General features: G+C 69.6%; 27 protein-coding genes. 14 read left to right on the forward strand and 13 right to left on the reverse strand.

Annotated features, from left to right (window positions below; translation table 11 throughout):
- The first annotated feature begins 171 nt into the window (after positions 1–171).
- The 5 genes from CAL24_RS22745 to xerC are packed head-to-tail and all read left to right on the forward strand — an operon-like array spanning position 172 to position 4,600.
- Entirely contained in the window at positions 172–1,056 is an 885-nt protein-coding gene (locus tag CAL24_RS22745) for a lysophospholipid acyltransferase family protein (protein ID WP_028354417.1), read from the forward strand.
- Complete coding sequence (locus CAL24_RS22750) at positions 1,049–1,939, forward strand: lysophospholipid acyltransferase family protein (protein ID WP_094807999.1); 891 nt, start codon at positions 1,049–1,051, stop codon at positions 1,937–1,939. Before CAL24_RS22745 ends, CAL24_RS22750 begins: the two co-directional genes overlap by 8 nt.
- Before the next feature lie 18 nt (positions 1,940–1,957).
- Positions 1,958–2,872 carry a diaminopimelate epimerase gene (gene dapF, locus CAL24_RS22755; protein WP_094808000.1) on the forward strand — a complete coding sequence of 305 codons (915 nt, stop codon included), beginning with the start codon at positions 1,958–1,960 and terminating at the stop codon, positions 2,870–2,872.
- Between the two features lie 37 nt (positions 2,873–2,909).
- Positions 2,910–3,584 (forward strand): DUF484 family protein, encoded by a 675-nt coding sequence (locus CAL24_RS22760; protein ID WP_028354420.1) that lies wholly within the window; start codon positions 2,910–2,912, stop codon positions 3,582–3,584.
- 41 nt (positions 3,585–3,625) lie between these two features.
- Complete coding sequence (gene xerC, locus CAL24_RS22765) at positions 3,626–4,600, forward strand: tyrosine recombinase XerC (protein WP_094808001.1); 975 nt, start codon at positions 3,626–3,628, stop codon at positions 4,598–4,600.
- Positions 4,601–4,613: 13 nt separating this feature from the next.
- Here xerC and CAL24_RS22770 read toward each other — a convergent pair whose 3' ends face one another.
- The 7 genes from CAL24_RS22770 to CAL24_RS24195 all read right to left on the reverse strand — a co-directional run bounded on the left by CAL24_RS22770 (position 4,614) and on the right by CAL24_RS24195 (position 11,276).
- Positions 4,614–6,689 (reverse strand): TonB-dependent receptor domain-containing protein, encoded by a 2,076-nt coding sequence (locus tag CAL24_RS22770; protein WP_170947153.1) that lies wholly within the window; start codon positions 6,687–6,689, stop codon positions 4,614–4,616.
- A gap of 142 nt (positions 6,690–6,831) precedes the next feature.
- Positions 6,832–7,863: a nickel/cobalt transporter gene (locus CAL24_RS22775; protein ID WP_094808003.1), complete on the reverse strand. Its 1,032-nt coding sequence runs from the start codon at positions 7,861–7,863 to the stop codon at positions 6,832–6,834.
- The gene (locus CAL24_RS22780) at positions 7,860–8,450 is read right to left on the reverse strand and encodes a DUF1007 family protein (protein WP_249278618.1); all 591 of its coding nucleotides are present in this window, start codon (positions 8,448–8,450) and stop codon (positions 7,860–7,862) included. Before CAL24_RS22780 ends, CAL24_RS22775 begins: the two co-directional genes overlap by 4 nt.
- A gap of 41 nt (positions 8,451–8,491) precedes the next feature.
- The gene (locus CAL24_RS22785) at positions 8,492–9,505 is read right to left on the reverse strand and encodes a metal ABC transporter solute-binding protein, Zn/Mn family (protein ID WP_094808005.1); all 1,014 of its coding nucleotides are present in this window, start codon (positions 9,503–9,505) and stop codon (positions 8,492–8,494) included.
- A 12-nt stretch (positions 9,506–9,517) separates the two neighbouring features.
- The gene (locus CAL24_RS22790) at positions 9,518–10,345 is read right to left on the reverse strand and encodes a metal ABC transporter permease (protein ID WP_094808121.1); all 828 of its coding nucleotides are present in this window, start codon (positions 10,343–10,345) and stop codon (positions 9,518–9,520) included.
- Between the two features lie 44 nt (positions 10,346–10,389).
- The gene (locus CAL24_RS22795) at positions 10,390–11,127 is read right to left on the reverse strand and encodes a metal ABC transporter ATP-binding protein (protein ID WP_094808122.1); all 738 of its coding nucleotides are present in this window, start codon (positions 11,125–11,127) and stop codon (positions 10,390–10,392) included.
- The gene (locus tag CAL24_RS24195; RefSeq protein ID WP_170947154.1) at positions 11,127–11,276 is read right to left on the reverse strand and encodes a hypothetical protein; all 150 of its coding nucleotides are present in this window, start codon (positions 11,274–11,276) and stop codon (positions 11,127–11,129) included. The genes CAL24_RS22795 and CAL24_RS24195 overlap by 1 nt, the downstream gene beginning before the upstream one ends.
- A 153-nt stretch (positions 11,277–11,429) precedes the next feature.
- Here CAL24_RS24195 and CAL24_RS22800 point away from each other — a divergent pair, with 153 nt between their 5' ends.
- From CAL24_RS22800 to hslU, 5 genes are all read left to right on the forward strand, one after another.
- A complete protein-coding gene (locus CAL24_RS22800) occupies positions 11,430–11,939 on the forward strand; it encodes a Fur family transcriptional regulator (protein ID WP_028354428.1) in 510 nt (169 codons plus the stop codon).
- Between the two features lie 241 nt (positions 11,940–12,180).
- Entirely contained in the window at positions 12,181–13,281 is a 1,101-nt protein-coding gene (locus CAL24_RS22805) for a CobW family GTP-binding protein (protein WP_094808006.1), read from the forward strand.
- Positions 13,282–13,337: 56 nt separating this feature from the next.
- Positions 13,338–13,802 (forward strand): RNA polymerase-binding protein DksA, encoded by a 465-nt coding sequence (gene dksA, locus CAL24_RS22810; RefSeq protein WP_012251620.1) that lies wholly within the window; start codon positions 13,338–13,340, stop codon positions 13,800–13,802.
- Positions 13,803–13,965: 163 nt separating this feature from the next.
- A complete protein-coding gene (gene hslV, locus CAL24_RS22815; RefSeq protein ID WP_028354431.1) occupies positions 13,966–14,505 on the forward strand; it encodes an ATP-dependent protease subunit HslV in 540 nt (179 codons plus the stop codon).
- A 39-nt stretch (positions 14,506–14,544) separates the two neighbouring features.
- On the forward strand, positions 14,545–15,879 hold the full coding sequence (gene hslU, locus CAL24_RS22820) for an ATP-dependent protease ATPase subunit HslU (RefSeq protein WP_028354432.1): 1,335 nt from the start codon (positions 14,545–14,547) through the stop codon (positions 15,877–15,879).
- Between the two features lie 41 nt (positions 15,880–15,920).
- Here the strand turns inward: hslU and CAL24_RS22825 are convergent, their stop codons facing one another.
- On the reverse strand, positions 15,921–16,253 hold the full coding sequence (locus tag CAL24_RS22825; RefSeq protein ID WP_432759303.1) for a copper-binding protein: 333 nt from the start codon (positions 16,251–16,253) through the stop codon (positions 15,921–15,923).
- 135 nt (positions 16,254–16,388) lie between these two features.
- Here CAL24_RS22825 and CAL24_RS22830 point away from each other — a divergent pair, with 135 nt between their 5' ends.
- From CAL24_RS22830 to rfbC, 4 genes are read left to right on the forward strand one after another with little or no spacing between them, the layout of a single operon-like run.
- On the forward strand, positions 16,389–16,949 hold the full coding sequence (locus CAL24_RS22830) for a cob(I)yrinic acid a,c-diamide adenosyltransferase (protein WP_094808008.1): 561 nt from the start codon (positions 16,389–16,391) through the stop codon (positions 16,947–16,949).
- Between the two features lie 16 nt (positions 16,950–16,965).
- Positions 16,966–18,027, forward strand: a complete 1,062-nt coding sequence (gene rfbB / locus CAL24_RS22835) for a dTDP-glucose 4,6-dehydratase (protein ID WP_094808009.1) — start codon at positions 16,966–16,968, stop codon at positions 18,025–18,027.
- Positions 18,024–18,932 carry a dTDP-4-dehydrorhamnose reductase gene (gene rfbD, locus CAL24_RS22840; RefSeq protein WP_094808010.1) on the forward strand — a complete coding sequence of 303 codons (909 nt, stop codon included), beginning with the start codon at positions 18,024–18,026 and terminating at the stop codon, positions 18,930–18,932. The genes rfbB and rfbD overlap by 4 nt, the downstream gene beginning before the upstream one ends.
- Complete coding sequence (rfbC, locus tag CAL24_RS22845) at positions 18,929–19,474, forward strand: dTDP-4-dehydrorhamnose 3,5-epimerase (RefSeq protein WP_094808011.1); 546 nt, start codon at positions 18,929–18,931, stop codon at positions 19,472–19,474. The genes rfbD and rfbC overlap by 4 nt, the downstream gene beginning before the upstream one ends.
- Positions 19,475–19,717: 243 nt before the next feature.
- On the opposite strand, the gene lipA is transcribed toward rfbC, so the two are convergent.
- The 5 genes from lipA to CAL24_RS22870 all read right to left on the reverse strand — a co-directional run bounded on the left by lipA (position 19,718) and on the right by CAL24_RS22870 (position 23,905).
- Positions 19,718–20,716: a lipoyl synthase gene (gene lipA, locus CAL24_RS22850; RefSeq protein WP_028354437.1), complete on the reverse strand. Its 999-nt coding sequence runs from the start codon at positions 20,714–20,716 to the stop codon at positions 19,718–19,720.
- A gap of 67 nt (positions 20,717–20,783) precedes the next feature.
- Positions 20,784–21,425 (reverse strand): lipoyl(octanoyl) transferase LipB, encoded by a 642-nt coding sequence (gene lipB / locus CAL24_RS22855; protein WP_094808012.1) that lies wholly within the window; start codon positions 21,423–21,425, stop codon positions 20,784–20,786.
- A 17-nt stretch (positions 21,426–21,442) separates the two neighbouring features.
- Entirely contained in the window at positions 21,443–21,718 is a 276-nt protein-coding gene (locus tag CAL24_RS22860) for a YbeD family protein (protein ID WP_094808013.1), read from the reverse strand.
- Between the two features lie 21 nt (positions 21,719–21,739).
- A complete protein-coding gene (locus CAL24_RS22865; RefSeq protein WP_028354440.1) occupies positions 21,740–22,606 on the reverse strand; it encodes a D-amino acid aminotransferase in 867 nt (288 codons plus the stop codon).
- Positions 22,607–22,663: 57 nt separating this feature from the next.
- Positions 22,664–23,905 (reverse strand): D-alanyl-D-alanine carboxypeptidase family protein, encoded by a 1,242-nt coding sequence (locus tag CAL24_RS22870; protein WP_051439412.1) that lies wholly within the window; start codon positions 23,903–23,905, stop codon positions 22,664–22,666.
- Position 23,906: the final 1 nt, after the last annotated feature.

The following is a 23,906-nucleotide window of genomic DNA, read 5'->3' on the forward strand; positions in this document are numbered from 1 at the left end:
TAGCGGATTTTGCCCGGGCCGCGTACCCGCGCCCCCGGCGTCGCCCCGCAAGTTGTCGGTTAACTCGGCGACTCGGGCCATTTTAGGCGAAAATGCCCGCTTCTTGCTGATCGCGCATCCATACCTGTTTCCGGCGCCCGCCCCGAAGGGGCGCGCCGACCCACGCCCCGCATGCTGCTTGCCCTGTTCCGCGCCGTCGCCCTGCTCCCCCTGCCCGTGCTGCACGCGGCCGGACGCGTGCTGGGCCGCCTGATCTACGCCTGGCCGGGGCGTTATCGCCAGCGCCTGCGCGCCAATGCCGCGCAGGCCGGCTATCCCGACGCCGCCTTCGCGCGCCGCGCCGCCGCCGAGACCGGCGCGATGATCCTGGAAATGCCCAAGGTCTGGTTCCGCAGCGCGGAAAGCCTGTCCAAGGTGGTTTCCGACGATTTCCACGTGGTCGAGGCCGCGCTGGCCGAAGGCCGCGGCATCCTGTTCCTGACGCCGCACCTGGGCTGCTTCGAGATCACCGCCCGCTACGTGGCGGTGGCGCGCCGCACCCCCGTCACGGTGATGTTCCGCCCGCCGCGCATCGCGGCGCTGGCGCCGCTGCTGGAAACCGCCCGCAACACCTCCGGCCTGAAGGCGGTGCCGGCCACCATGCAGGGCGTGCGCGAGTTCGTGCGCACCCTGCGCCGCGGCGAATCGGTCGGGCTGCTGCCCGACCAGGCGCCCGGCGAAGGGGAAGGCGTGTGGGCGCCGTTCTTCGGCCGCATGGCCTACACCATGACGCTGCCCGGCAAGCTCGCCGCGCAGACGCAGGTCGCCGTCATCGTGGTGGCGGGCGAACGCCTGCCGCGCGGGCGCGGCTGGCGCGTGCATTTCGCGCGCGTGCCGGAACCCCTGCCGGCCGACCCGCAAGCCCAGGCCGCGCTGTTCAACGCCGCCATGGAAGGCTTGATCCGCCGCATTCCGCACCAGTACCTGTGGAGCTACAACCGCTACAAGACCCCGCGCGGCGCGCCGCCCCCGCCCCCCGCGCCCGCTGCCGAAACCGCCTTGCCGCCCCATGACTGAATTCAAGACGCGCGCCCTGGCCTGGCTGTTCGCCTGGTTCGCCCGCCTGCGCCCGGCCACCCGCCTCAGATTGGGCGCCGCCCTGGGCTGGTTGACCCTGAAACTGGCCCGCTCGCGCGCGCGCATCGTGCGCCTGAACCTGCGCCTGTGCTTCCCCGACCAGCCCGAGGCAGTACGCGAACGCTGGGCCCGCGAGCACTTCCGCGCGCTGGCGCAGACCATCGTGGACCGCGGCGTGCTCTGGTACGGCACGCCCGAGGCCGTGCGCGAGCTGGTCACCCAGACCGGCGCCGACCGCATCAACGACCACATCGCCCAGGGGCACACGGTGATCCTGCTGGCGCCGCATTTCGTGGCCCTGGACGCGGCCGCCACCCGGCTCACCATGGAAGTGCCCAGCAGCGCCACCATGTACACGCCGCAGAGCGACCCGGCCGTCGACACCATCGTGCGCGTCGGCCGCGCCCGCTTCAACGAGGTCTTCCTGGTCAACCGCAAGGACGGCGTGCGCGAGCTCATCCGCCACCTGCGCGCGCCGCGGCCGGTCTACTACCTGCCCGACATGGATTTCGGCCGCGCCGGCGCGGTGTTCGTGCCGTTCTTCGGGGTGCCGGCCGCCACCCTGCTGGCCACGGCCCAGCTGGCCCGCAAATGGAATGCCGTCGTCATGCCGGTGGCCGATTTCTGGGACCCCGCCACCGGCCGCTATCACGTCGAAGTCCTGCCGCCGCTCGCAGACTTCCCGGGCGACGGCAGCCTCGAAGACGCCACGGCGCGCCTGAACCGCGAGATCGAAACCCTGGTGCGGCGCTGCCCCAGCCAGTACTACTGGGTGCACCGGCGCTTCAAGACCCGCCCGCTGGGCGAGCCGAAGTTCTATTGACGCCAACGCGGCCGCGTAATGGGCGATAATCGCCTCATGATGTGGAACTTCACCAAAATGCACGGCGCGGGCAACGACTTCGTCGTGCTCGACGGCGTGCGCCAGGCCATCCAGATGACGCCCGAGCGCGCGCGCGCCCTGGCCGACCGCCACTTCGGCATCGGCGCCGACCAGATCCTCCTGGTCGAGGCCGCCACGCGCCCCGACGCCGACTTCCGCTATCGCATCTTCAACGCCGACGGCTCCGAGGTCGAGCACTGCGGCAATGGCGCGCGCTGCTTCGTGCGCTTCGTGCACGAACAGCGCCTGTCCGACCGCAACCCGCTGCGCGCCGAGATCGCCACCGGCATCCTGGTGCTGGACGAAGGCGACGACGAGCAGGTCACGGTCGACATGGGCGTGACCCGCTTCGACCCCGCCGCCCTGCCGTTCGACACCAGCGGGCTGGCCGCCACGGAACAGGGGCAGGATACCCTCTGGCAGCTCGACCTGCCCGACGCGCCCGCCGGCCTGCCGTGCAGCGTGCAGGTGTCGGCCGTGGCCATCTCCAACCCGCACGCCGTGCAACAGGTCGATGACGTCGACACCGCGCCGGTGGCCGCCATCGGGCCGCTCATCGAACGCCATCCGCGCTTCCCCAGGCGCGTCAACGTCGGCTTCATGCAGGTGGTCGACCGCCACGTCATCCGGCTGCGCGTCTACGAGCGCGGCGCCGGCGAAACCCTGGCCTGCGGCACCGGCGCCTGCGCGGCGGTGGCTGCCGGCATCCGGCGCGGCCTGCTCGACTCGCCCGTGCGCGTGCACACGCGCGGCGGCACGCTCACGGTCGACTGGAACGGCGAACGCCTGCGCATGACCGGCCCCGCCGCCTCGGTCTTTTCGGGCCAGGTCGATATCGACAAACTGGTCTTTTCCCTGGCCCTTGGCCGCTAGCGCGGCTCCCTTCAGCGCCAACAGGCCCTACACGCTCATGACTGACACCGCTCTCACCGCCCAGGACGTGGCGGCTTTCCTGCAGGACAACCCGGATTTCTTCGTCCAGCACGCCGAGGTCTTCGCCACGCTGCGCGTGCCTCACCCGCATGGCGCGCAGGCCATTTCGCTGGGCGAGCGGCAGATCCTCACCCTGCGCGAACGCAATCGCGAGCTCGAATGGCGGCTCAACGAGCTGGTGCACCAGGCCGATTCCAACGAGGCCATCGGCGATCACGTCGCGCAATGGTGCTGCCGCCTGCTCGGCGAGACCGACCCGCAGCACCTGCCCGGCGAAATCGCCCTGGGCCTGGCCCAGCAGTTCGACCTGAACCACGTGGCGTTGCGCTTGTGGAACCTGGCGGGGCTGCCGCCCACCGGCTACGGCGAACCGGTCTCCTCGGACGTACAGGCTTTCGCCGACAGCCTCAAGGCCCCCTATTGCGGCCCCGACACCGGTTTCGAAGCGGCCGGCTGGCTCGACGCCAAGCCCCAGTCGCTGGCCCTGGTCCCGCTGCGCCTGGAGGCCGACCAGCCCAGCGTGGGCCTGCTGGTGCTGGGGTCGGACGACCCCGAGCGCTTCAGCCCGGAAATGGGCACGGTCTTCCTCGAGGCCATCGGCCGGCTCTCCTCGGCGGCGCTGCGCCGCCTCGCCACCTCGGCCGACCGCTGATCCCGGCACATTCGGTGGCCGCCCATCCGTCCGCAACCGCCATGACGACCACCGAATCGCCCCCGCCGCTGCCGCAGCCGATGGACGCCTGGCTGCAGCACTTGCGGGCGTACCGGCGCTATTCCCCCCATACGCTGGACGGCTACCGGCGCGACCTGCGCCAGCTGGCCGCGCTGGCAGGCGCGGCGCGCCTGCCGCTGGAGCAGCTCGCCAACGGCCACATCCGCCAGTTCGTCGCGCGCCTGCATGCCCAGGGCCTGGGGCCGCGCAGCCTGGCGCGCACATTGGCCGCCTGGCGCGGCTTCTATCAATGGTGGGCGCCGGTCGCGGGGCTGCCCGGCAATCCGGCCAGCGGCGTGCGCGCGCCCAAGGCGGCGCGCGGGCTGCCCAAGGCCCTGTCGGTGGAACAGGCCCAGGCCCTGCTCGACAACACGCCCGCGCGGCTGGCCACCGAGCCCGCCGCGCTGCGCGACCAGGCCATGTTCGAACTGCTGTATTCCAGCGGCCTGCGGCTGTCGGAACTGGTCGGGCTGGACCTGCGGTACGAGCGATCGCCGGATTACGAATCGCGCAGCTGGCTGAACCTGGCCGACGCCGAAGTCACCGTGCTGGGCAAGGGCGGCAAGCGGCGCAGCGTGCCGGTGGGCCAGGCGGCCCTGGCCGCGCTGCAGCGCTGGATCGAAGCGCGCCCCCAGCTGGCGGCCGCGGCGGCAACGCCGTCCGACGCCGCCGCCCTGTTCGTCGGCGCGCGCGGGCGGCGCATCGCGCCGCGGGTGGTGCAGCTGCAGCTGGCCAAGGTCGCGCAGGCCGCCGGCCTGCCGGCCCACGTGCATCCGCACGTGCTGCGCCACAGCTTCGCCAGCCACGTGCTGCAATCCGCGCAGGACCTGCGCGCCGTACAGGAGATGCTGGGCCACGCCAACATCTCCACCACCCAGATCTACACCCGGCTGGACTTCCAGCACCTGGCCAAGGCCTACGACCAGGCGCACCCGCGCGCCGGCCGCAAGTCCTGACGCCGGCCCGGGGTCAGTACGTGACCCGTACCCCCAGCATCACGCTGCGGCCCGGCAAGGGGGCCACGCGCGAGATGAACGAGGCATGGTTGTAGGCCAGCTTGTCCAGCAGGTTGTTGCCGCGCACATACACTTCGTAGGCGGCCTCGGCGCCCAGTCCGCCGCGATAGCTGACCACCGCGTTGACCATGTCATAGCCGGGCGTGCTGGACTCGTAGTCGGCCAGGTCGTTCTGGCGGAACACATGGTAGTACTCCACGCCGCCCGACCACTGGCGCCATTTCGCGTCGGCGCGCAGGCCCAGGCGCGCGGCCGGGATGCGCGGCAGGTTGCCGTCGCCGCCGGTCAGCTTGCCGCGCACATAGTCGCCGAACACCGCCGCCGAGAACACCTTGGTGAACTGGTGGCGCACCTCGCCTTCCAGGCCGGCGAACTCCGCGTCGTGCTGCGTGTACTCGATCAGGCGGAAGTCCTCGAACTGGTCCAGCGTGTCGGCGTAGATGTAGTTCTTCACGCGGTTGTGGAAGGCGCTCAGGCTGAAGGTGGTATCGCCCGCGTGCTTGCGCAGCGTCAGGTCGATGTTGTGCGAGGTTTCCTTGCCCAGGTCGGGGTTGCCGATCTCATAGGTATTGGTGGCCAGGTGCACGCCGTCGGCGTACAGCTCCTGCGCCGACGGCAGCCGCTGCGAGCGCGACAGCGACAGGGCCAGCGAATACTGCGGCGCGAAGTCCCAGATGGCGGCGGCCGACAGCGAGGTGCCGGACTGGCTCGAGCGCGGCTGCCCGCCCTCGGGTGAAATGCGCTGCCAGTCCTGGCGCGCGCCCACCTCGAAGCGCCAGTCGGCCAACCGATACTCCTCCAGCAGGAAGATGCCGGTCGAACGCGTTTCGCTGCGCGGCAGGAAGGCTTCTTCACCGTCGGCGCTGAAATCGCTGAAGGCGTTCTGCATGCCGATGACGCCGCGCCAGCCGTACAGCGGCTTGTGCTCCAGCTCCAGGCGCGCATCGTAGCCGCGGTTCTTGAAGGTGGTGCCGACTTCGCCGCCTTCGATTTCCTGGTGCTGGTAGTCGGTCAGCCCGCCGCGGAAGCGCACTTTCTCAAAGCCGGCGAACGGCTCGCGATACTCGGCGCGCAGGTCGACCCGGTCGCTGCGCAGCTTCACATACGGCACGCCGCCGTGCTCATGCTCGTGATCGTGCCCGTCGCCGTGCTCATCGCCGTGCTCGCCTTCGCCATGATCGTGGCCGTCATGCCCGCCGCAATGCAGGTGCGAGCCGTGCGGGTGGCAACCCTCGTATTCATGATTGTGGCCGGGCAGGCCATACTTGCTTTCCAGGTATGTATAGGCCACGCCGACGTAGCCGCGCGGCGTCACCCAGGACAGGCCGACGCTGCCTTGCGCCGATTCGCTGTACGAGCCCTCCAGCTTGCCGCCAGGCCAATCGGGCACGTCGTAGTCGCTGGTGCGGCGCTTCATGCCTTCGACCCGCACCGCGAACTGGCCGGTGCCCGCGGTGATGCCGACCGCGCCCGCGCGCTCGCGAGTGCCGGTGGCGCCGCGCACTTCCGCCTCGGCCTCGACGCCGCGTTCCGGCACCGCGGTGGGAATCTTGCGGTCCAGCACGTTGACCACCCCGCCAATGGCCCCGCCGCCGTACAGCAGCGTGGCCGGCCCGCGCAGCACTTCGATGCGCTCGGCCAGCAGCGGCTCGGTCGTCACCGCGTGGTCGGGCGAAATGCCGGAAGCATCCATCAGCTCGGACCCATCGGACAGCACCTTGACGCGCGGCGCGGTCTGGCCGCGGATGACCGGCCGGCTGGCGCCGCCGCCGAACGTGTCGGAATGAATGCCCGGCAGGCCGTTCAGCGTATCGCCCAAGGTGCCCTGGCGGCGCTCGATCAGCGCGTCGCCATCCACCACCAGGGCCGGCAGCGCCATGCTGTCGGCGTCCAGTCCCAGCGGGCTGGCCGAGACGATGACCGGCGCCAGCGTGGGCGCCGCGTCCGGCGCGGCCGGCTGCTGCGCCTGGACCGCCGGCGCCAGGGCCAGAGACAAGGCAAGCGCCAGGGGCTGCGGTTTGAAATCCATTTCCCTTCCCATGAACGTTATATCATTTCAAAACTAGCGAATGATATAACATATCACCTCGATTTACAGCAGAAAATCGCGTGCCTGGGGAAGGCAGGCAGGGCCGGCCGCGCCACGCGCGGCGGCTGTCATGAAGGCGGGTTCAGGCGCCGCCGGCGAGCTGCCCGCCCAGCAACAGCAGGCCCAGCAGCAAAATGGAGAGGGCGGCCAGCGCCTCGATGGCCATGCGCGCGCGCGCCGCGCCGGCGGTAGAAAGGCGGGCGCTGAAGCGCGTGGCCGCGCTGCCGGCCAGCACGGCGAACACCGCCAGCAGCGCCACGGTCAAGCCCGTGCCCAGGCCCATCGCCAGGGCCGCTGCAATGCCGGCCACGAAAAACCCCTGCGACAAGGCGAACACCAGCACGATGAGCGCCCCGCTGCACGGCCGCAGGCCCATCGCCAGGATGGCTGACACGGCCTTGCGCCATTCGAGCGCGCCGGCGACCTGCTCCGCGGCGGGCGCGTGCGCATGCCCGCAACCGCAGGCGCCATGATCGTGCGCCGCGGCGTGCCCGTGAGCGTGGCCATGGCCATGGCCATGTTCATGCGCATGCGCATGCGCCGGTGCATGAGGAGGATCCCGCCGCGCGCCGCGGCGCAGCCAGGGCCGCACCGCCTTGGCCCAGACCAACCAGGCTCCCAGCAGGGTGATCAACACATAAGACGCGGTTTCCAGCCAGCGAGTGGCGCGGTTCATGGCCGGCGCGGTGGCGTGCAGCAGCCACGCCAACACCGCCACCAGCGCGATCGCCACCAGCGCCTGCAACAGCGCCGACAGCAAGGCCAGCACCGCGCCGTTGCGGGCGGTCTGGCGGTTGGCCAGCACGTAGGAGGCGATCACCGCCTTGCCGTGACCGGGCCCCAGCGCATGGAACACGCCGTACGCGAACGACAGCCCCAGCAGGCCCCATGCCGCCGTGCCGTCGGCCTGCCAGGCGCGCACCGCGCCGGTCAGTTGCCGATAGAAATGCGTCTGCCAGGCCGACACCTGCCCGAACAGCGCCGCCAGCCAGTCCGGGCCGGCCCAGCCGGCGCCGCTCTCCGGCACGCCGAATGGATGCGCGCCCTGTGCCCACGCCAGCCCCGGGGCCAGCCACAACAACAATAGCCATGCAACGGCGCGCGACCGGCTCATCGACACGCCACCTCGACGCGGTGAGTCAGGCCCTTGGTGATGGCGAACAGTTCTTCCGGCAAGGCGTCCGGGTCGGCCGGGATGGCGGCCAGTTGCTGCATGGTCTTCCAGTCGAGTTCGCGCGGCGGCTGGTAGGCCGGCGCGCAGCCGGCCGGCGCGTCGGCCAGGGCCACGGCGCCCGGCGCGTCGAACGCGTAGGCGACGAAGTAAGTGGGATCGTAGATGTCGAACCGCACGCCCTGCGCGCCCGGCGCCACCGGCTGCGCCAGCGGCAAGGTGAACGACAGGGTCAGGCGCTGGTCTTGCGGATTCCAGCGCACCGTCGCGTCGCGCGGCTCGCCAAACGCCAGGGTCTGCCCGCCCAGCGTCGCGCGCGTGAAATAGTGCGAGATCGGCTCGCCCAGGGCGCTCATCCAGTCGCGCGCCATGCCCTGCAGCGTCTCGGCCGGCAGGCTGCCGTCGGGGCCTTTTTCCAGGCCCTGGGTGGTATAGGCGCCGAACATTTCATCGAATTGCCAGTCCTGCTGGATGGCGGCGATGCGCCCCTGCGGGTCGAACGCAATGCGCGCCCGGGCGTCGATCCACATATGCGGATGAGCCTGTACCGCTGGCGCAGTGCAGGCCATGATCAGCGCGGCTGCAAGGCCGCGGAAAGCTGGCGCGCATTCCATTCGAACATTCCCAGATAGGTCGCGGCCGGCTGTCCGGACGGCGCCAGCGCATCGGAGTACAGCGTACCACCGACTTGCGCGCCCGTTTCCCTGGCGATCTGGCGCACCAGCGCGGGGTTGGTGATGTTCTCGACGAACAGCGCGGGCACGCGCTCGCGCTTGACCTGCTCGATGATGCGGGCCATGTCGGCGGCCGACGGCTCGGCGTCGGTGGACAGCCCCGCCACGGCGATGAAACGCACGCCGTAGGCGTCGCCGAAATAGCCGAAGGCGTCGTGCGAGGTCACGACCTGCCGGCGCTCGGCCGGCAGGGCCGCGAACATGGCGCGGACCTGCGCATCCAGCGCCTCGATGCGGGCGATATAAGCCTGGGCGCGCGCCTGATAGGCGGAGGCCCGCGCCGGGTCGGCGGCCGCCAGCCCGGCGGCGATATTGCGCACATACGCCGCGCCATTGGTCAGGCTCTGCCAGGCATGCGGGTCGACGTCGCCGTGGTGATGATGCCCGCCGCCCGCCGCATGACCATGGTCGTGGTCGTGGTCGTGGTCGTGGTCGTGGTCGTGGTCGCCATCATGATGATGGCCATGGGCGCCGGCGTCCAGCTTGCGCGGCGAGATGCCCGCCGACGCCGTCACGGTCCGCCCCGCGAACCCGGCCGCCTTCGCCAGGCGCGGCAGCCACGCCTCGAAACCCAGGCCGTTCTCCACCAGGACCGCGGCCTTGGCCAGGTCGCGCGCCGCCGCCGGAGTGGGCTCATATTCATGCGCATCGCCGTCCGGCCCGACCAGCGTGGTCACCGCCACATCGTCGCCGCCGACGATGCGCACCATGTCGCCCAGCACCGAGAACGTGGCCACCACCGGCACGGGCGATGCGCCGCGCGCCGCCAGCGGCGCGGACACGCAAGCCGCGCCCAGGGTCAGCATCATCAATACGCGGCGCCGCGCCTGGGCGGCAAAGAATCCATGCATGTCGTTCTCCTATTAGCGGTATGACGGCCGGCGATGCCAGACCAGGTGGTGCAGCAGGCCGCCCTGCGACCCACAGGCGACGGACACCAGGTAGAGCAGCCCCGCCGCCAGGATGATGGCCGGCGAGGCGGGCAGGTTGTAGTGGTACGAGACCAGCAGCCCGGCGATGCCCGCGACCACGCCCAGCGCCGCGGCCAGCACGATCTGCGCGGCCGCCGTGGGCAGCCAGAAGCGCGCCGCCGCGGCGGGCAGCATCATCATGCCCACCACCATCAGCGTGCCCAGCACCTGGAAGCCGGCCACCAGGTTCAGCACCACCAGCACCAGGAACACCATGTGGGCCAGCGTGCCTCCGCCCCCGCTGGCCCGCAGGAAGCCCGGGTCCAGGCATTCCGCCACCAGCAGGCGGTACAGCACGGCCAAGATCAGCAGCGTAGCGCTGGCCGCGCTGGTCACCAGCAGCAGCGCCGCGTCGTCCAGTCCCAGCACGGTGCCGAACAGCACATGCAGCAGATCCATGTTCGAGCCGCGCACCGACACCAGCAGCACGCCCAGGCCCAGCGATATCAAATAGAACGCCGCAAAACTGGCGTCTTCGCGCAGCGGGGTCAGGCGCGCCACCAGGCCGGCCAGCAGCGCCACCGCCAGGCCGGTGACCAGGCCGCCCAGCAGCATCGCGCCCCATGACAAGCCGGCCAGCAGGAAGCCCGCCGCCACGCCGGGCAGGATGGCGTGCGACATCGCGTCGCCCATCAGGCTCATGCGGCGCAGCACCAGGAACACGCCCAGGGGCGCGGCGCCCAGCGCCGCCGCGCAGGTGCCCGCCAGGGCGCGGCGCATGAACCCATAATCGAGGAATGGCGCGACCGCCCAGTCGAACAGATTCACAGCCACGGCCCCGCGGCGCCGCGCGCGGCGGACAGGTTGGCGGCCGTCAGCACCTCGCCGGTGGCGCCCCAGGCCACCGGCCGCCCCGCCAGCAGCAAGGTGTGCGAGAAATGGCGCCGCACCAGCCCCAGGTCGTGCAGCACCGCGATCACCGTGCGGCCTTCGCGGTGCAGGCTGCACAGCAACTGCATCAGCGTATCGGCGGTGTCGCTGTCGACCGCGGCGAAGGGTTCATCCAGCAGCAACACCTGGGCATCCTGCACCAGCAGCCGCGCGAACAGGGCCCGCTGCATCTGTCCGCCCGACAGCGTGCCGACGATGCGGCCGGCCTGGTCGGCCAGCCCGACGGTTTCCAGCGCCTGCCAGGCGCACCGCGTCTCCCGCCGCCCGAAGCCGCGCCAGGCCCCGACGCGGCGCCAGGCCCCCATGGCGACCATGTCCAGCACCGTGACGGGAAACCCGCGATCCAGGTCGGCCGCCTGCGGCAGCCAGGCCAGCCGCGCGCGCTCGGCCGCGGCGACCCGCACCGTGCCGGCCAGCGGCCGCAGCAGGCCCATGATGCCCTTGACCAGCGTGGATTTGCCGGCGCCGTTCGGCCCCACGATGGCCGTCATCGAACCGCGCTCGAAGCCGCCCGAGACGGCGCGCACGGCCGGCTGCCCGCGCCAGCCGAAGGCGGCCTCGTGCAGCGCAATGACCGGCGCGCCAGCGCCGGATTCCGCCCGCGGGCCCATCAGGCGGGGCCCCACCAGCCCAGCGCCCAGCCGGCCAGCGCCCATAGCGCCGCGGCGGCGGCCAGGGCGATGGCCAGCCGGCCGGCGGCCGAGGCGCGCAGGGCGGAGCGAAGAGGCCGGGCGGAGACGGCCGAAACATTGTGAGACATATTCGAGAGCAAGATGCTGCAACAAGAACGAGGGCAAGCCCATCGCACCATAATGTTATATCATAACAAACATGGCATGCCGCCGGGCCGGCAGTCCCCGCCGGCCGCGTTTTCTGCTACCTTCGCGTAAATTCCCGCACTGCCCGGCCTCCAATGTCTACCTCATCCCGCTCGACCCGCTCCGACCCCATAGCCGAGCAACTGCGCACCGCCGAATCGCTCTGTGCACAGCGCGGCCGGCGCCTGACCCCCATCCGTCGCAAGGTGCTGGAATTACTGCTGCGCCACGGCCGCAGCCTGAAGGCCTATGAATTGCTCGACGCCATGCGCGCCGTGCATCCCGGCGCGGCGCCGCCCACCGTCTACCGCGCGCTCGAGTTCCTGATGGACGAAGGGCTGATCCACCGCCTCGATGCGGTCAATGCCTGGACGGCCTGCCACGACGCGGCCGGCGCGCCGCACGACCTGCTGGTAGTCTGCACGGGCTGCGGCGCCGTGGCCGAGGTCAGCGACCCGGCCATGAGCCGCCAGCTGGCCGAACGGGTGGCCCAGACCGGCTTCGCGCTGGCCACGCACGAGACGGAAATCCGCGCCTTGTGCCCCCAGTGCCAGCAGAAGCAGCCGGCCGGCGCCCACCACCACCATCACGGCCATACGCACTGAGCGCGCAAGCGGAAAAATCACGCCGCTTGAATTTCCGCAATACATCCCCATATAACTCTATCTATTGGATTGCGGCACCGTTTCCGGGCGCCCTGCCGGGGCATTTGCCAGGGTTGGCCCGGGGTTTGCCCCCCCGCCCTTACTGTGCTGTAATCCTGCGTCCGGCCGCAACAGTGGCCGCCCGTAGTCCGCGCCCGAGCCGCGCCCCTGCGCCTCCGCGCCTTCAGCTTTTCGCCTTGCCATGAATACCCAGCGCAGTTTGGACAAAATGGTTCCCGTCACCATCCTCACCGGCTTTCTCGGTGCGGGCAAGACCACCCTGCTCAAGCGCATCCTCACCGAATACCACGGCCGGCGCGTCGCGGTCATCGAGAACGAATTCGGGCCGGAAAGCATCGACAACGATCTGCTCGTGCAAGACAGCGAGGAAGAGATCATCGAGCTGAGCAACGGCTGCGTGTGCTGCACGGTGCGCGGCGACCTGATGCGCACCTTGTCCGACCTGCGCGCCAAGCGCGAGGCCGGCCAGCTCAGCTTCGAGCGCGTCATCCTCGAAACCACCGGCATGGCCAACCCCGGCCCGGTATGCCAGACGTTCTTCATGGACGACGACATTGCCGAGTACTACCGCCTGGATGCGGTGGTCACCGTGGTGGACGCCAAGCACGGCATGGCCACGCTCGACGCCCAGACCGAAGCCCAGAAGCAGGTCGGCTTCGCCGACCGCATCCTGGTCTCGAAGAAAGACCTGGTCAACGAGGCCGACTACGAAGCGCTGCGCGCCCGGCTGGTGCGCATCAACCCGCGCGCGCCCATTTCGCCGGTCAACTTCGGCGACGCCGACCTGAAGTCCATCATCGACATCAGCGGCTTCAACCTGAACTCCATTCTCGACATCGACCCGGACTTCCTGGCCGATGAACACCCCGACGCCGCGCACAGCCACGCCCACGGGCATGACCACGACCACGATCATGACCACGAAGGCGAATGCGGCGACCATTGCCATCACGATCACCACCATCATCACCACCACCACGACGACGAGATCGGCGCGTTCGTCTTCCGCTCCAACAAGCCCTTCGATCCCGCGCGGCTCGAGGAATTCCTGGGCGGCGTGGTGCAGGTGTACGGCCCCGACCTGATGCGCTACAAAGGCATCCTGTACATGAAGGGCATCAACCGCCGCATGCTGTTCCAGGGCGTGCACATGATGATGGGCGCCGAACCCGGCAAGCCGTGGACCGCGGCCGAAAAACCATTCACCAAGATGGTCTTCATCGGCCGCAAGCTGCCCCAGGAGATTTTCACCCGGGGCTTGGAGCAGTGCCTGGCAGGCTAATGCCGCCATCCCGACGCGCGACCCGCGCCAGGATCGATTCATAGTGGAGTGTTTTCATGGCTACCAAGGCAGCAACCAAAAAATCAAGCAAGTCGACGAGCGATACGGCGATTGATCTGCCCAGCGAGGAAGAATTGCTGGCCATGCCCGAGTCCGACTACATGAACGAGCGCCAGCTGGCGTTCTTCAAAGAGCGGCTCAAGCAACTCGAACAGGACATCCTGGCCAACGCCGGCGAGACCACCGAGCACCTGCGCGAAACCCAGTTCGTGCCCGACCCGGCCGACCGCGCCACCATCGAGGAAGAACACGCGCTCGAGCTGCGCACCCGCGACCGCGAGCGCAAGCTGCTCAAGAAAGTGCAACAGTCTATTGCCCGCATCGACAGCGGCGAATACGGCTGGTGCGAGGAAACCGGCGAACCCATCGGCATTCCCCGCCTGCTGGCCCGCCCCACCGCCACCCTGTCGCTCGAAGCGCAGGAACGGCGCGAGATGCGCCAGAAGCTGTACGGCGACTGAGCCCGTCCCTGCTTATCGCCCGCCTTGCCAGGGCCGCCGCGGAGCACCGCGGCGGCCCTTTTCCATTCCGCTGCCGGGTGGATAATGGACGACGCGGCCGCGGCCGCCGCGCCTTGAAATCGCCCGCTTCGCCCCCAGCTAGGGCCTTCATAGGAAGGAAAGCATGGAACAATTTCACGCCACCACCATCGTCTGCGTGCGCCGCGGCAACCGCGTCGCGCTGGGCGGCGATGGCCAGGTCACCCTGGGCAACGTCGTCATCAAGGGCACGGCCCGCAAGATCCGCCGCCTGTACCACGACAAGATCCTGGCCGGCTTCGCCGGCGCCACGGCCGATGCCTTCACCTTGCAGGAACGCTTCGAAGCCAAGCTGGAAAAGCACCAGGGCAACCTGATGCGCGCCGCCGTCGAACTGACCCGCGACTGGCGCACCGACCGCGTGCTGCGCCGCCTGGAGGCCATGCTGATCGTGGCCGACGCCGAGCACACCCTGGTGCTGACCGGCAACGGCGACGTCCTCGAACCCGAGCACGGCCTGGCCGCGATCGGCTCGGGCGGCGCCTACGCCCAGTCGGCCGCGCTGGCGCTGCTGCGCAATACCGAGCTGTCGCCCCAGGAGATCGTCAAGCAGTCGCTGGAGATCGCCGGCGACATCTGCATCTACACCAACCAGAACCACGTCATCGAAACCCTGGGCGACTAAGCCGCCGGCGCAAGCCGGCCGCAGCAAGGATTCCGCTTTATGTCCGCATCCACCATGACCCCCGGAGAAATCGTCTCCGAGCTCGACAAGTACATCATCGGCCAGAACCGCGCCAAGCGCGCGGTGGCCGTGGCGCTGCGCAACCGCTGGCGGCGCCAGCAGGTGGCCGAGCCGCTGCGCCACGAGATCCACCCCAAGAACATCCTGATGATCGGCCCCACCGGCGTGGGCAAGACCGAGATCGCGCGCCGCCTGGCGAAGCTGGCCAACGCGCCGTTCATCAAGATCGAAGCCACCAAGTTCACCGAGGTCGGCTACGTGGGGCGCGATGTCGACACCATCATCCGCGACCTGACCGAATACTCCATCAAGCAGACGCGCGAGCTGGAGATGCGGCGCGTGCGCACCCAGGCCGAGGATGCCGCCGAGGACCGCATCCTCGACGTGCTGGTGCCGCCCGCGCGCAACGCCGCCGGCCAGCCGGACCGCAGCGAAGAAGGCAGCGCCCGCCAGACGTTCCGCAAGCGGCTGCGCGAGGGCAAGATCGACGACCTGGAAGTCGAGATCGAGGTCGCCCAGCCCATGCCGCAGATGGACGTCATGACGCCGCCCGGCATGGAAGAAATGGCCGAGCAGCTGCGCGGCATGTTCGCCGGCCTGGCGCGCGACAAGAAAAAACCCAAGAAAATGAAGGTCAGAGAAGCCTTCAAGCTGATCGTCGAGGAAGAGGCCGCCAAGCGCATCAACGAAGACGACCTGCGCACCGCCGCCATCGCCAACGTCGAGCAGAACGGCATCGTGTTCCTGGACGAGATCGACAAGATCGCCGCGCGCCAGGAAACCGGCGGCGCGGACGTCTCGCGCCAGGGCGTGCAGCGCGACCTGCTGCCGCTGGTGGAAGGCACCACCGTCAACACCCGCTACGGCATGGTGCGTACCGACCACATCCTGTTCATCGCCTCGGGCGCGTTCCACCTGTCGCGCCCCTCGGACCTGATCCCCGAACTGCAGGGGCGCTTCCCGATCCGCGTCGAACTGGAATCGCTGTCGGCCCAGGACTTCGTGCGCATCCTGTCGGACACCGACGCCTCGCTGATCAAGCAATACTCGGCGCTGCTGGCCACCGAAGAAGTGCAGCTCGACTTCACGCAGGACGGCATCGAACGGCTGGCCGAACTGGCGTTCTCGGTCAACGAGCGCACCGAGAACATCGGCGCGCGGCGCCTGTACACGGTCATGGAAAAGCTGCTGGAAGAGCTGTCGTTCGACGCCGCCGCCAGCAGCGGCAAGACGATCAAGGTCGACGCCGCCTACGTGGATGCGCAGCTGTCGGAAGCCGCCGCCAGCCAGGACCTGGCGCGCTACGTGCTGTAACCAGGGCTGGCGCGCGGCCCGGCGGGCCGCGCCGCGCCGGCCTACTTGCTGATTTCCGTGACGACGTAGCTGCCGTTCTTGCGCGTCGCCGTGAAGCGCACGCTGTCGCCGGCCTTGATGCCAGCCAGCTGGGCCGGGTCGGCCTGGTACACCAGCGTCATGGCGGGCAGGCCCAGGGCCGAGATCTCGCCGTGCTTGATCGTCACCTTGCCGGCCGCGGCGTCCACCCGGCGCACCTCGCCGCTGGCGCTGGCGGTGGCCTGCGTCTCCTGGGAAGCCGCCTGGGCGGGCGCCGGACCGGCGGCCCACAGGGCCAGTCCCGCGGCGGCCAGCAGCGCCAGGGCCCCCATTGTGCGCGCTCGTTTCATCTGCATTGCTCCTTGTTGCCTGCGGCGCCGGCAAACGGCGCCGTCCGTACAGGTACAGGATAACGCGTTCGCGCGCCCGGGCCCGGCACTACACTAGGGCTTTGTCCGCTCGACAACACCTCCAGACCCAAGGAATCCGCAATGGGCAACCGACTCTCCGCCATCGCCACCCGCACCGGCGACGATGGCACCACCGGCCTGGGCGACGGCAGCCGCACGCCGAAAGACGCGCCGCGCATCGCCGCGCTGGGCGACGTGGACGAGCTGAACAGCGTCATCGGCCTGCTGCGCGCCGAACCCCTGCCCGATGCGGTCCAGGCCGACCTGGACACCATCCAGCACGACCTGTTCGACCTGGGCGCCGAACTCTGCATTCCCGGCCACACGGCCATCGAGCCGGACCAGCTCACCTTCCTGGACCAGCGCCTGGCGCAGTACAACGAGGCCCTGCCGCCGCTGCGCGAGTTCATCCTGCCGGGGGGCGGCCGCGCGGCCGCGCTGGCGCACTTGGCCCGCACCGTGGCGCGCCGCGCCGAGCGTTCGGTGGTGGCACTGGGCCGCGACGAACCCGTCAATGCCCCGGCGCGGCAGTACCTGAACCGGCTGTCGGACCTGATGTTCGTGCTGGCGCGGCACCTGAACCGCGCCCAGGGCACGGGCGATGTATTCTGGACCAGCAAGCATTCGCGCGTGCAACCCTAGGGCGATCGGATCTTCCATGAGCATTCTCGTCACCGGCGGCGCGGGCTTCATCGGCGCGAACTTCGTGCTGGACTGGCTCGGCCGGACCGATGAGCCGGTCATCAACCTCGACAAGCTCACCTATGCCGGCCACGCCGGCAACCTGGCGAGCCTGCGGGACGACCCTCGCCATCTGTTCGTGCAGGGCGACATCGCCGACGCCGCGCTGGTGGCCGACCTGCTGCGCAGGCACCAGCCCCGCGCGGTGCTGAACTTCGCGGCCGAATCGCACGTCGACCGCGCCATCCGCGGACCCGAGGCCTTCATCCAGACCAACGTCGCGGGCACCTTCCAGCTGCTGGAAGCGGTGCGCGCCTACTGGAACACCCTGGCGGGCGAGGCGCGCGATGCGTTCCGCTACCTGCAAGTGTCCACCGACGAGGTCTACGGGTCGCTGGCGCCCGGCGCGCCGGCCTTCGCCGAAGGCGATCCGTACCGTCCCAACAACCCCTATTCGGCCAGCAAGGCGGCCGCCGACCACCTGGTGCGGGCCTACGGGCACACCTACGGGCTGCCGGTGCTGACCTCGCATTGCCCCAACAACTACGGCCCGCGCCAATTCCCCGAAAAGCTGATCCCGCTGCTGATCCACCGCGCGCTGGCCGGCCAGCCGCTGCCGCTGTACGGGGACGGCGCCCATGTGCGCGACTGGCTGTATGTCGAGGACCACTGCGCCGGGCTGCGCCGCGTCCTGCAGGCTGGCGAGCCCGGGCAGGCCTACCATATCGGCGCCGGCCAGGAACGCAGCAACCTGCAGGTGGCGCAAGCGCTGTGCGCCCTGCTCGACGCCTGCCGGCCCCGCGACGGCGGGCGCTCGTACCACGAGCTGATCACCTTCGTACGCGACCGGCCGGGCCACGACCGGCGCTATGCCATCGACGCCGGCAAGATCCAGCGCGAATTGGGTTGGCGCCCGGCGCACGACTTCGAGTCGGGGCTGCGCGCCACCGTGCAGTGGTACCTGGACCATGCCCAATGGGTGGCGGACGTGGCGGGCGGCGCCTATCGCCAGTGGATCCAGACCCAATACACGCCATGAAGATACTCTTGCTCGGCGCCACCGGCCAGGTAGGCAACGCGTTGCGGCGCACGCTGCTGCCGCTGGGCGGCGTGGCGGCGCCGCCGCGCGCGCAGGCGGACCTGGCCGACCTGGACGCGCTGCGGGCCCTGCTGCAGGCGCAGGCGCCGCGGGTGATCGTGAATGCCGCCGCGCACACGGCGGTCGACCGCGCACAGGAGCATCCGGGCGAGGCCTTCCGCGTCAACGCCGAGGCGGTGGCGGTGCTGGCCGCGCACGCGCGGCAGCACGACGCGCTGCTGCTGCACTATTCCACCGACTATGTCTTCGACGGTCTGAAGGCGGACGCCTATCGCGAAACCGATGCCGCCGCGCCGCTCAATGAATACGGTCGCTCGAAGCTGGCCGGCGAAGAAGCCATCCGGGCCAGCGGCTGCCGCGCGCTGATCTTGCGCACCAGCTGGGTATACGGCGCGCACGGCCGCAATTTCGTCAAGACGGTGCTGCGGCTGGCGCGCGAGCGCGACGAGCTGCGCGTGGTGGACGACCAGCACGGCGCCCCCACCTCGGCCGAGCTGATCGCCGACGTGACCGCGCTGGCGCTGGCCGCCTACGGCCGGCACCAGCTGGCCGAAGGCCTGTACCACTTGAGCGCGGCCGGACGCGCCAGCTGGCACGACCTGGCGCGCCGCACGGTCGAGCGGGCCCGCCGCAACGGCGCGCCGCTGCGGCTGCGGCCCGAGCGCATCCGCGCCATCGCCACGGAGGACTATCCCCTGCCCGCGCCGCGGCCGCGCAATTCGCTGCTGGATACCGGCCTGCTGTCCGGCGCGCTGGGGCTGGACCTGCCGGACTGGACCGTGCACCTGGACCGCACGGTAGACTGTCTGACCCGCCCGTTCGACGCCCTGTCCGACGCCTCATGAAAATCACGCCCCTGGCCATTCCCGATGTCGTGCTGATCGAGCCGGATGTATTCAGCGACGCGCGCGGCTTCTTCTACGAGAGCTACAACGCCGAGCGCTTCGCGGCCGCGCTCGGCCGCCAGCCGCGCTTCGTGCAGGACAACCACTCGCGCTCGGCGCGCCACGTGGTGCGCGGCCTGCATTACCAGATCCGCCAGCCGCAGGCCAAGCTGGTGCGCGCGATCGTCGGCGAGGTCTACGACGTGGCGGTGGACTTGCGCCGGTCCTCGCCCACTTTCGGGCGCTGGGCCGGCGCCCTGCTGTCGGCCGACAACAAGCGCCAGCTATGGATACCGGAGGGCTTCGCGCACGGGTTCATGGTGCTGTCGGACGCCGCCGAGACCCTGTACAAGGCCACCGACTACTATGCCCCGCAGCACGAGCGCTGCCTGCGCTGGGACGACCCGGCCATCGGCATCGAGTGGCCACGCACGGCGGACGTGATCGTGTCGCAGAAAGACGAGCGCGGGCTGGCGCTGGCGGACGCGGAGACGTATCCGTAAGCGGCGGGGCATGGCGGGCTGGGAAGGTGTCTCGGAAGGTGTCAGACACCCCGCGAGACGCCCCACGCAGGCAACGACCGCCGCATGGGGTGTCTGACACCTGGAGCGCGTTGCAGGGCGGAGGCGTCAGACACCGCAGGGTGCCTGACACTTGTAGACACCTGGATGGTGTTGCATCGTGGCGGTGTCAGACACCTTCCGGTGTCTGACACCTGGGTACGCACCTGTGCAGTTGCGCCGCGTTCAGTTGACGCCGGCCGCGTGTGCCTGCTCGTCGGCGTGGTACGACGAGCGCACCATGGCGCCCACCGCCGCGTGCGAGAAGCCCATGGCGTAGGCTTCGCGCTCGAACATGGCGAAGGTGTCCGGGTGCACATAGCGCAGCACCGGCAGGTGATGTTCCGACGGCTGCAGATACTGGCCGATGGTGAGCATGTCCACGCCATGGGCGCGCATGTCGCGCATGACCTGCAGGATTTCTTCGTCGGTTTCGCCCAGGCCCAGCATCAGGCCGGACTTGGTCGGCACTTCGGGGTGCAGCTGCTTGAACTCGGCCAGCAGCTTCAGCGAATGCGCGTAGTCGGAGCCCGGGCGCGCCTGCTTGTACAGGCGCGGCACGGTTTCCAGGTTGTGGTTCATGACGTCGGGCGGACCGGCGTTCAGGATGGCCAGCGCGCGCTCCAGGCGGCCGCGGAAATCGGGCACCAGGATCTCGATGCGCGTGCTGGGCGACAGGGCGCGGATGCGCGAGATGCAGTCGACGAAATGGGCGGCGCCGCCGTCGCGCAGGTCGTCGCGGTCGACCGAGGTGATCACCACGTACGACAGCTTGAGCGCCGCGATGGTGCGCGCCAGGTTCTCGGGTTCGCTGGCATCGAGCGGGTCGGGCCGGCCGTGCCCCACGTCGCAGAACGGGCAGCGGCGCGTGCACTTGTCGCCCATGATCATGAACGTGGCCGTGCCCTTGCCGAAGCATTCGCCGATGTTGGGGCACGAGGCCTCTTCACAGACGGTGTGCAGGTTGTGCTCGCGCAGGATGCGCTTGATGTCGTAGAAGCGCGAGCCCGGCGCGGCCGCCTTGACGCGGATCCACTCGGGCTTCTTCAGGCGCTCGGCCGGCACGATCTTGATGGGAATGCGCGCGGTCTTGGCCTGCGACTTCTGCTTCTGCGTGGCATCGTAGGCGGCCGGGGCGGCGGCCTGCGATTCGTTCGAGGAATGGGAGGGCTCGAGCGTGGACATTCGTCACCTTCGTCTTGACCGCTCGCCGTTCGGGAAAACACCGCGCGATCCGAGAGAAAAAGGCATTTTAGCGCGTTGCGTCCTGCGGCCGCGGCAGCGCGGCCAGCAAGCGGGCCGCCAGGCGCTCGCCCACGGCCGCCAGATCGTGCCGCGCGCCGCATACAGCCATGTCGACAGTACGCAGGCCTTCATAGCCGCAGGGGTTGATGCCCAGGAAGGGCGCCAGGTCCATGTCGACGTTCAGCGCCACGCCGTGATAGGCGTAGCCGTTGCGGATCTTGATGCCCAGCGCGGCGATCTTGGCCAGTTCGCCGCCCGGCCCCTGCGGCACGTATACGCCCGGTGCGCCGGGTTTGCGGCAGGCGCCGGCGATGCCGAAGTCGGCCAATGTGCCGATGGCCGCCGCTTCGAGCAGCTGCACGTATTCGCGCACGAACAGCCCGGCGCGGCGCAGGTCGAACAAGGCGTACGCCACCACCTGGCCGGGCCCGTGGTACGTGACCTGGCCGCCGCGATCGCACTGCACCACCGGAATGGCGCCGGGATTGAGCAGGTGTTCGGGCTTGCCGGCCTGGCCCAGCGTGTAGACGGGCGCGTGCTCGCACAGCCAGACCTGGTCGGCCGTGCCGGCATGCCGCGCGGCGGTGAACGCCCGCATGTCCTGCCATACCGGCGTGTAGTCCGCCGGCCGGGGCAACCACTTGATCATGGCGTGCGCCCGGCCGCCTACAGGACGATCGACACCATGGGGTGCCCGTGCAGCGCCCGATACAGGTTGTCGAGCTGCTCGCGCGAAGTGGCGCGCACGGTGAAGGTCAGGCCGATGTAGTTGCCGCCCTTGCTGGGCCGCATCTCGACCTTGGCCGGATCGAATTCCGGATCGAACTGCAGCACGACGTCGGTCATGGTCTGCGCGAAATCGGGATGCTGCTTGCCCATGACTTTGATGGGAAAGTCGGACGGGTACTCGATCAGCGAGTCTTCGGGCGGGATATGGTGCATGGCGGATCGGCCGCGTAGGGCCTACAGGGCGGCGATACGGGCATCATAACCCGCGCGGATCCGGGCATAAACGGGGCCAGGCTTGCCGCTGCCCACCGGTTTGCCGTTGTAGGACGTTGCCGGCAACACCTCTTTGGTGGCCGAGGTCACCAGCAGCTCGTCGGCGGCGGCCACTTCGTCCTCGGTGATGCGGCGTGCCTCGAACGGGATGCCGGCCTCGGCCGCCAGCTCGCCCATCAGGCCGTAGCGGATGCCTTCCAGGATGAGGTTGTTCTTCGGCGGGGCCAGCAACTTGCCGTTCGACACGACCCAGATATTGCTGGACGAGCCTTCGGTGAGGAAGCCATCGCGGAACTGCGCGACTTCGTCCGCGCCAGCCTCGACCGCCTGCTGGCGCGCCAGCACGTTGCCGAGCAGCGAGACCGACTTGATCTCGCAGTGCAGCCAGCGCTCGTCGGGAATGCCGATCAGGCTGATGCCCTGCTCGCGCTGCGCCGCCGAGGGCGGATTGAACACCGTGGCCATGCCGAACACGGTCGGCGGCACGGCCTGCGCCGGGAAAGCGTGGTCGCGCTTGTAGACGCCGCGCGTGACCTGCAGGTACACGATGCAGGTGGGGGTAGCCGAACGGCTGGCCAGCTGGCCGATGAGATCGAGCCAGGCCGCGCGGTCCATCGGCTGCGCGATGCGCAGCGCCTTCAGGCTGCGATCCAGGCGGTCGAGGTGCTCGGTCATGCGGAACGGCTTGCCGTCGTAGACCGGCACCACCTCGTAGATGCCGTCGCCGAAAATGAACCCGCGGTCCAGCACCGAGATCTTGGCCTCGTCGGCCCGCATGAACTCGCCGTTGAGATACACCTGGCTGTCGCCCGGCATGCCCGGAATCATGGATGGCTCCTCAAAAGGAAAAAGGGGCGGCACGCCCGCCCCGCAATGGCTGGATGATTATTGGAACTTGCGCTTGACCATGTCGACCAGGCGGCCAAAGAAGCCCGCGCGCTCGACGTCGCTCTGCACCACCAGCGGCTCGCTGCGCAGCGTCTTGCCATCGAGCGTGAGCTGCAGCGTGCCGACCTGCTGGCCCTTGGACAACGGCGCGACCAGGGGATCGGTGCGCTGCGCCACCGGCTTGACCTCGGCCGACTTGCCGCGCGGCACGGTCAGCCACACAGGGCTGGGCGGCCCCAGCTTGACGGTCTCGACCGTGCCTTCCCAGACGCGCGCGTCCAGGCCGGGCTGGCTCTGGCCATAGAGCTGGACCGTATCGAAATTCTGGAAGCTCCAGTTCAGCAGCTTCAGGCTTTCCTCGGCGCGGGTGGCCTCGCTGTCGGCGCCGGCCAGCACCGTGAGCACGCGCCGGTCGCCGCGCAGCGCCGTCGACACCAGGCAATAGCCGGCCGCCTCGGTATGGCCGGTCTTCATGCCGTCCACGGACGGGTCGGCCCACAGCAGGCGGTTGCGGTTGGGCTGCGTGATCTTGTTGTAGGTGTACTCTTTCTGCTTGTAGTAGTGGTAGTAGTCGGGGTGATCCTTGATCAGCGCGGCCGACAGGATGGCCAGGTCGGCCACCGTGGTCATGTGCTGCGGATCGGGCAGGCCGGTGGCGTTCATGAAATGCGTATGGGCCATGCCCAGCCGCTCGGCTTCCTGGTTCATCAGGGCGGCGAAGGCCGACTCGCTGCCGCCCACCGCCTCGGCCAGCGCCACCGAGGCGTCATTGCCGGACTGCACGATCATGCCCTGGATGAGCTCGTCGACCGTAACCGGCTTGCGCGGCTCGATGAACATGCGCGAGCCGCCGGTGCGCCAGGCATGCTCGGACACCGGCACCTGCTGTTCGAGCGTGAGGCGTTTTTCCTTCAGCGCATTGAACACCACGTAGGCGGTCATGATCTTGGTCAGCGAGGCGGGCTCGATCTGCATGTCCGGGTTGGACGATGCCAGCACCTGGCCGCTGTTGACGTCGATGGTGATCCAGGCGCGCGCGGCGATAGTGGGCGCCGGCACTGCCGACAGTTCCGCGACGGGCGCCACGGCCGCGGCGGGCGCCGAGGCGGTGGCGGGGCCCGCCGGCTGCTGCTGCGCCCAGGCGGGCGCGGAAGCCGCCATCAGCGCCGACAACACGGCGCCTGCGAGCGCGCGGCGGGGGAACGCAACAGAAGACGGAAAGGAACGGTTTTTTTTCATC

Source organism: Bordetella genomosp. 2 (assembly GCF_002261345.1).
Classification (GTDB): Bacteria; Pseudomonadota; Gammaproteobacteria; order Burkholderiales; family Burkholderiaceae_B; genus Bordetella_A.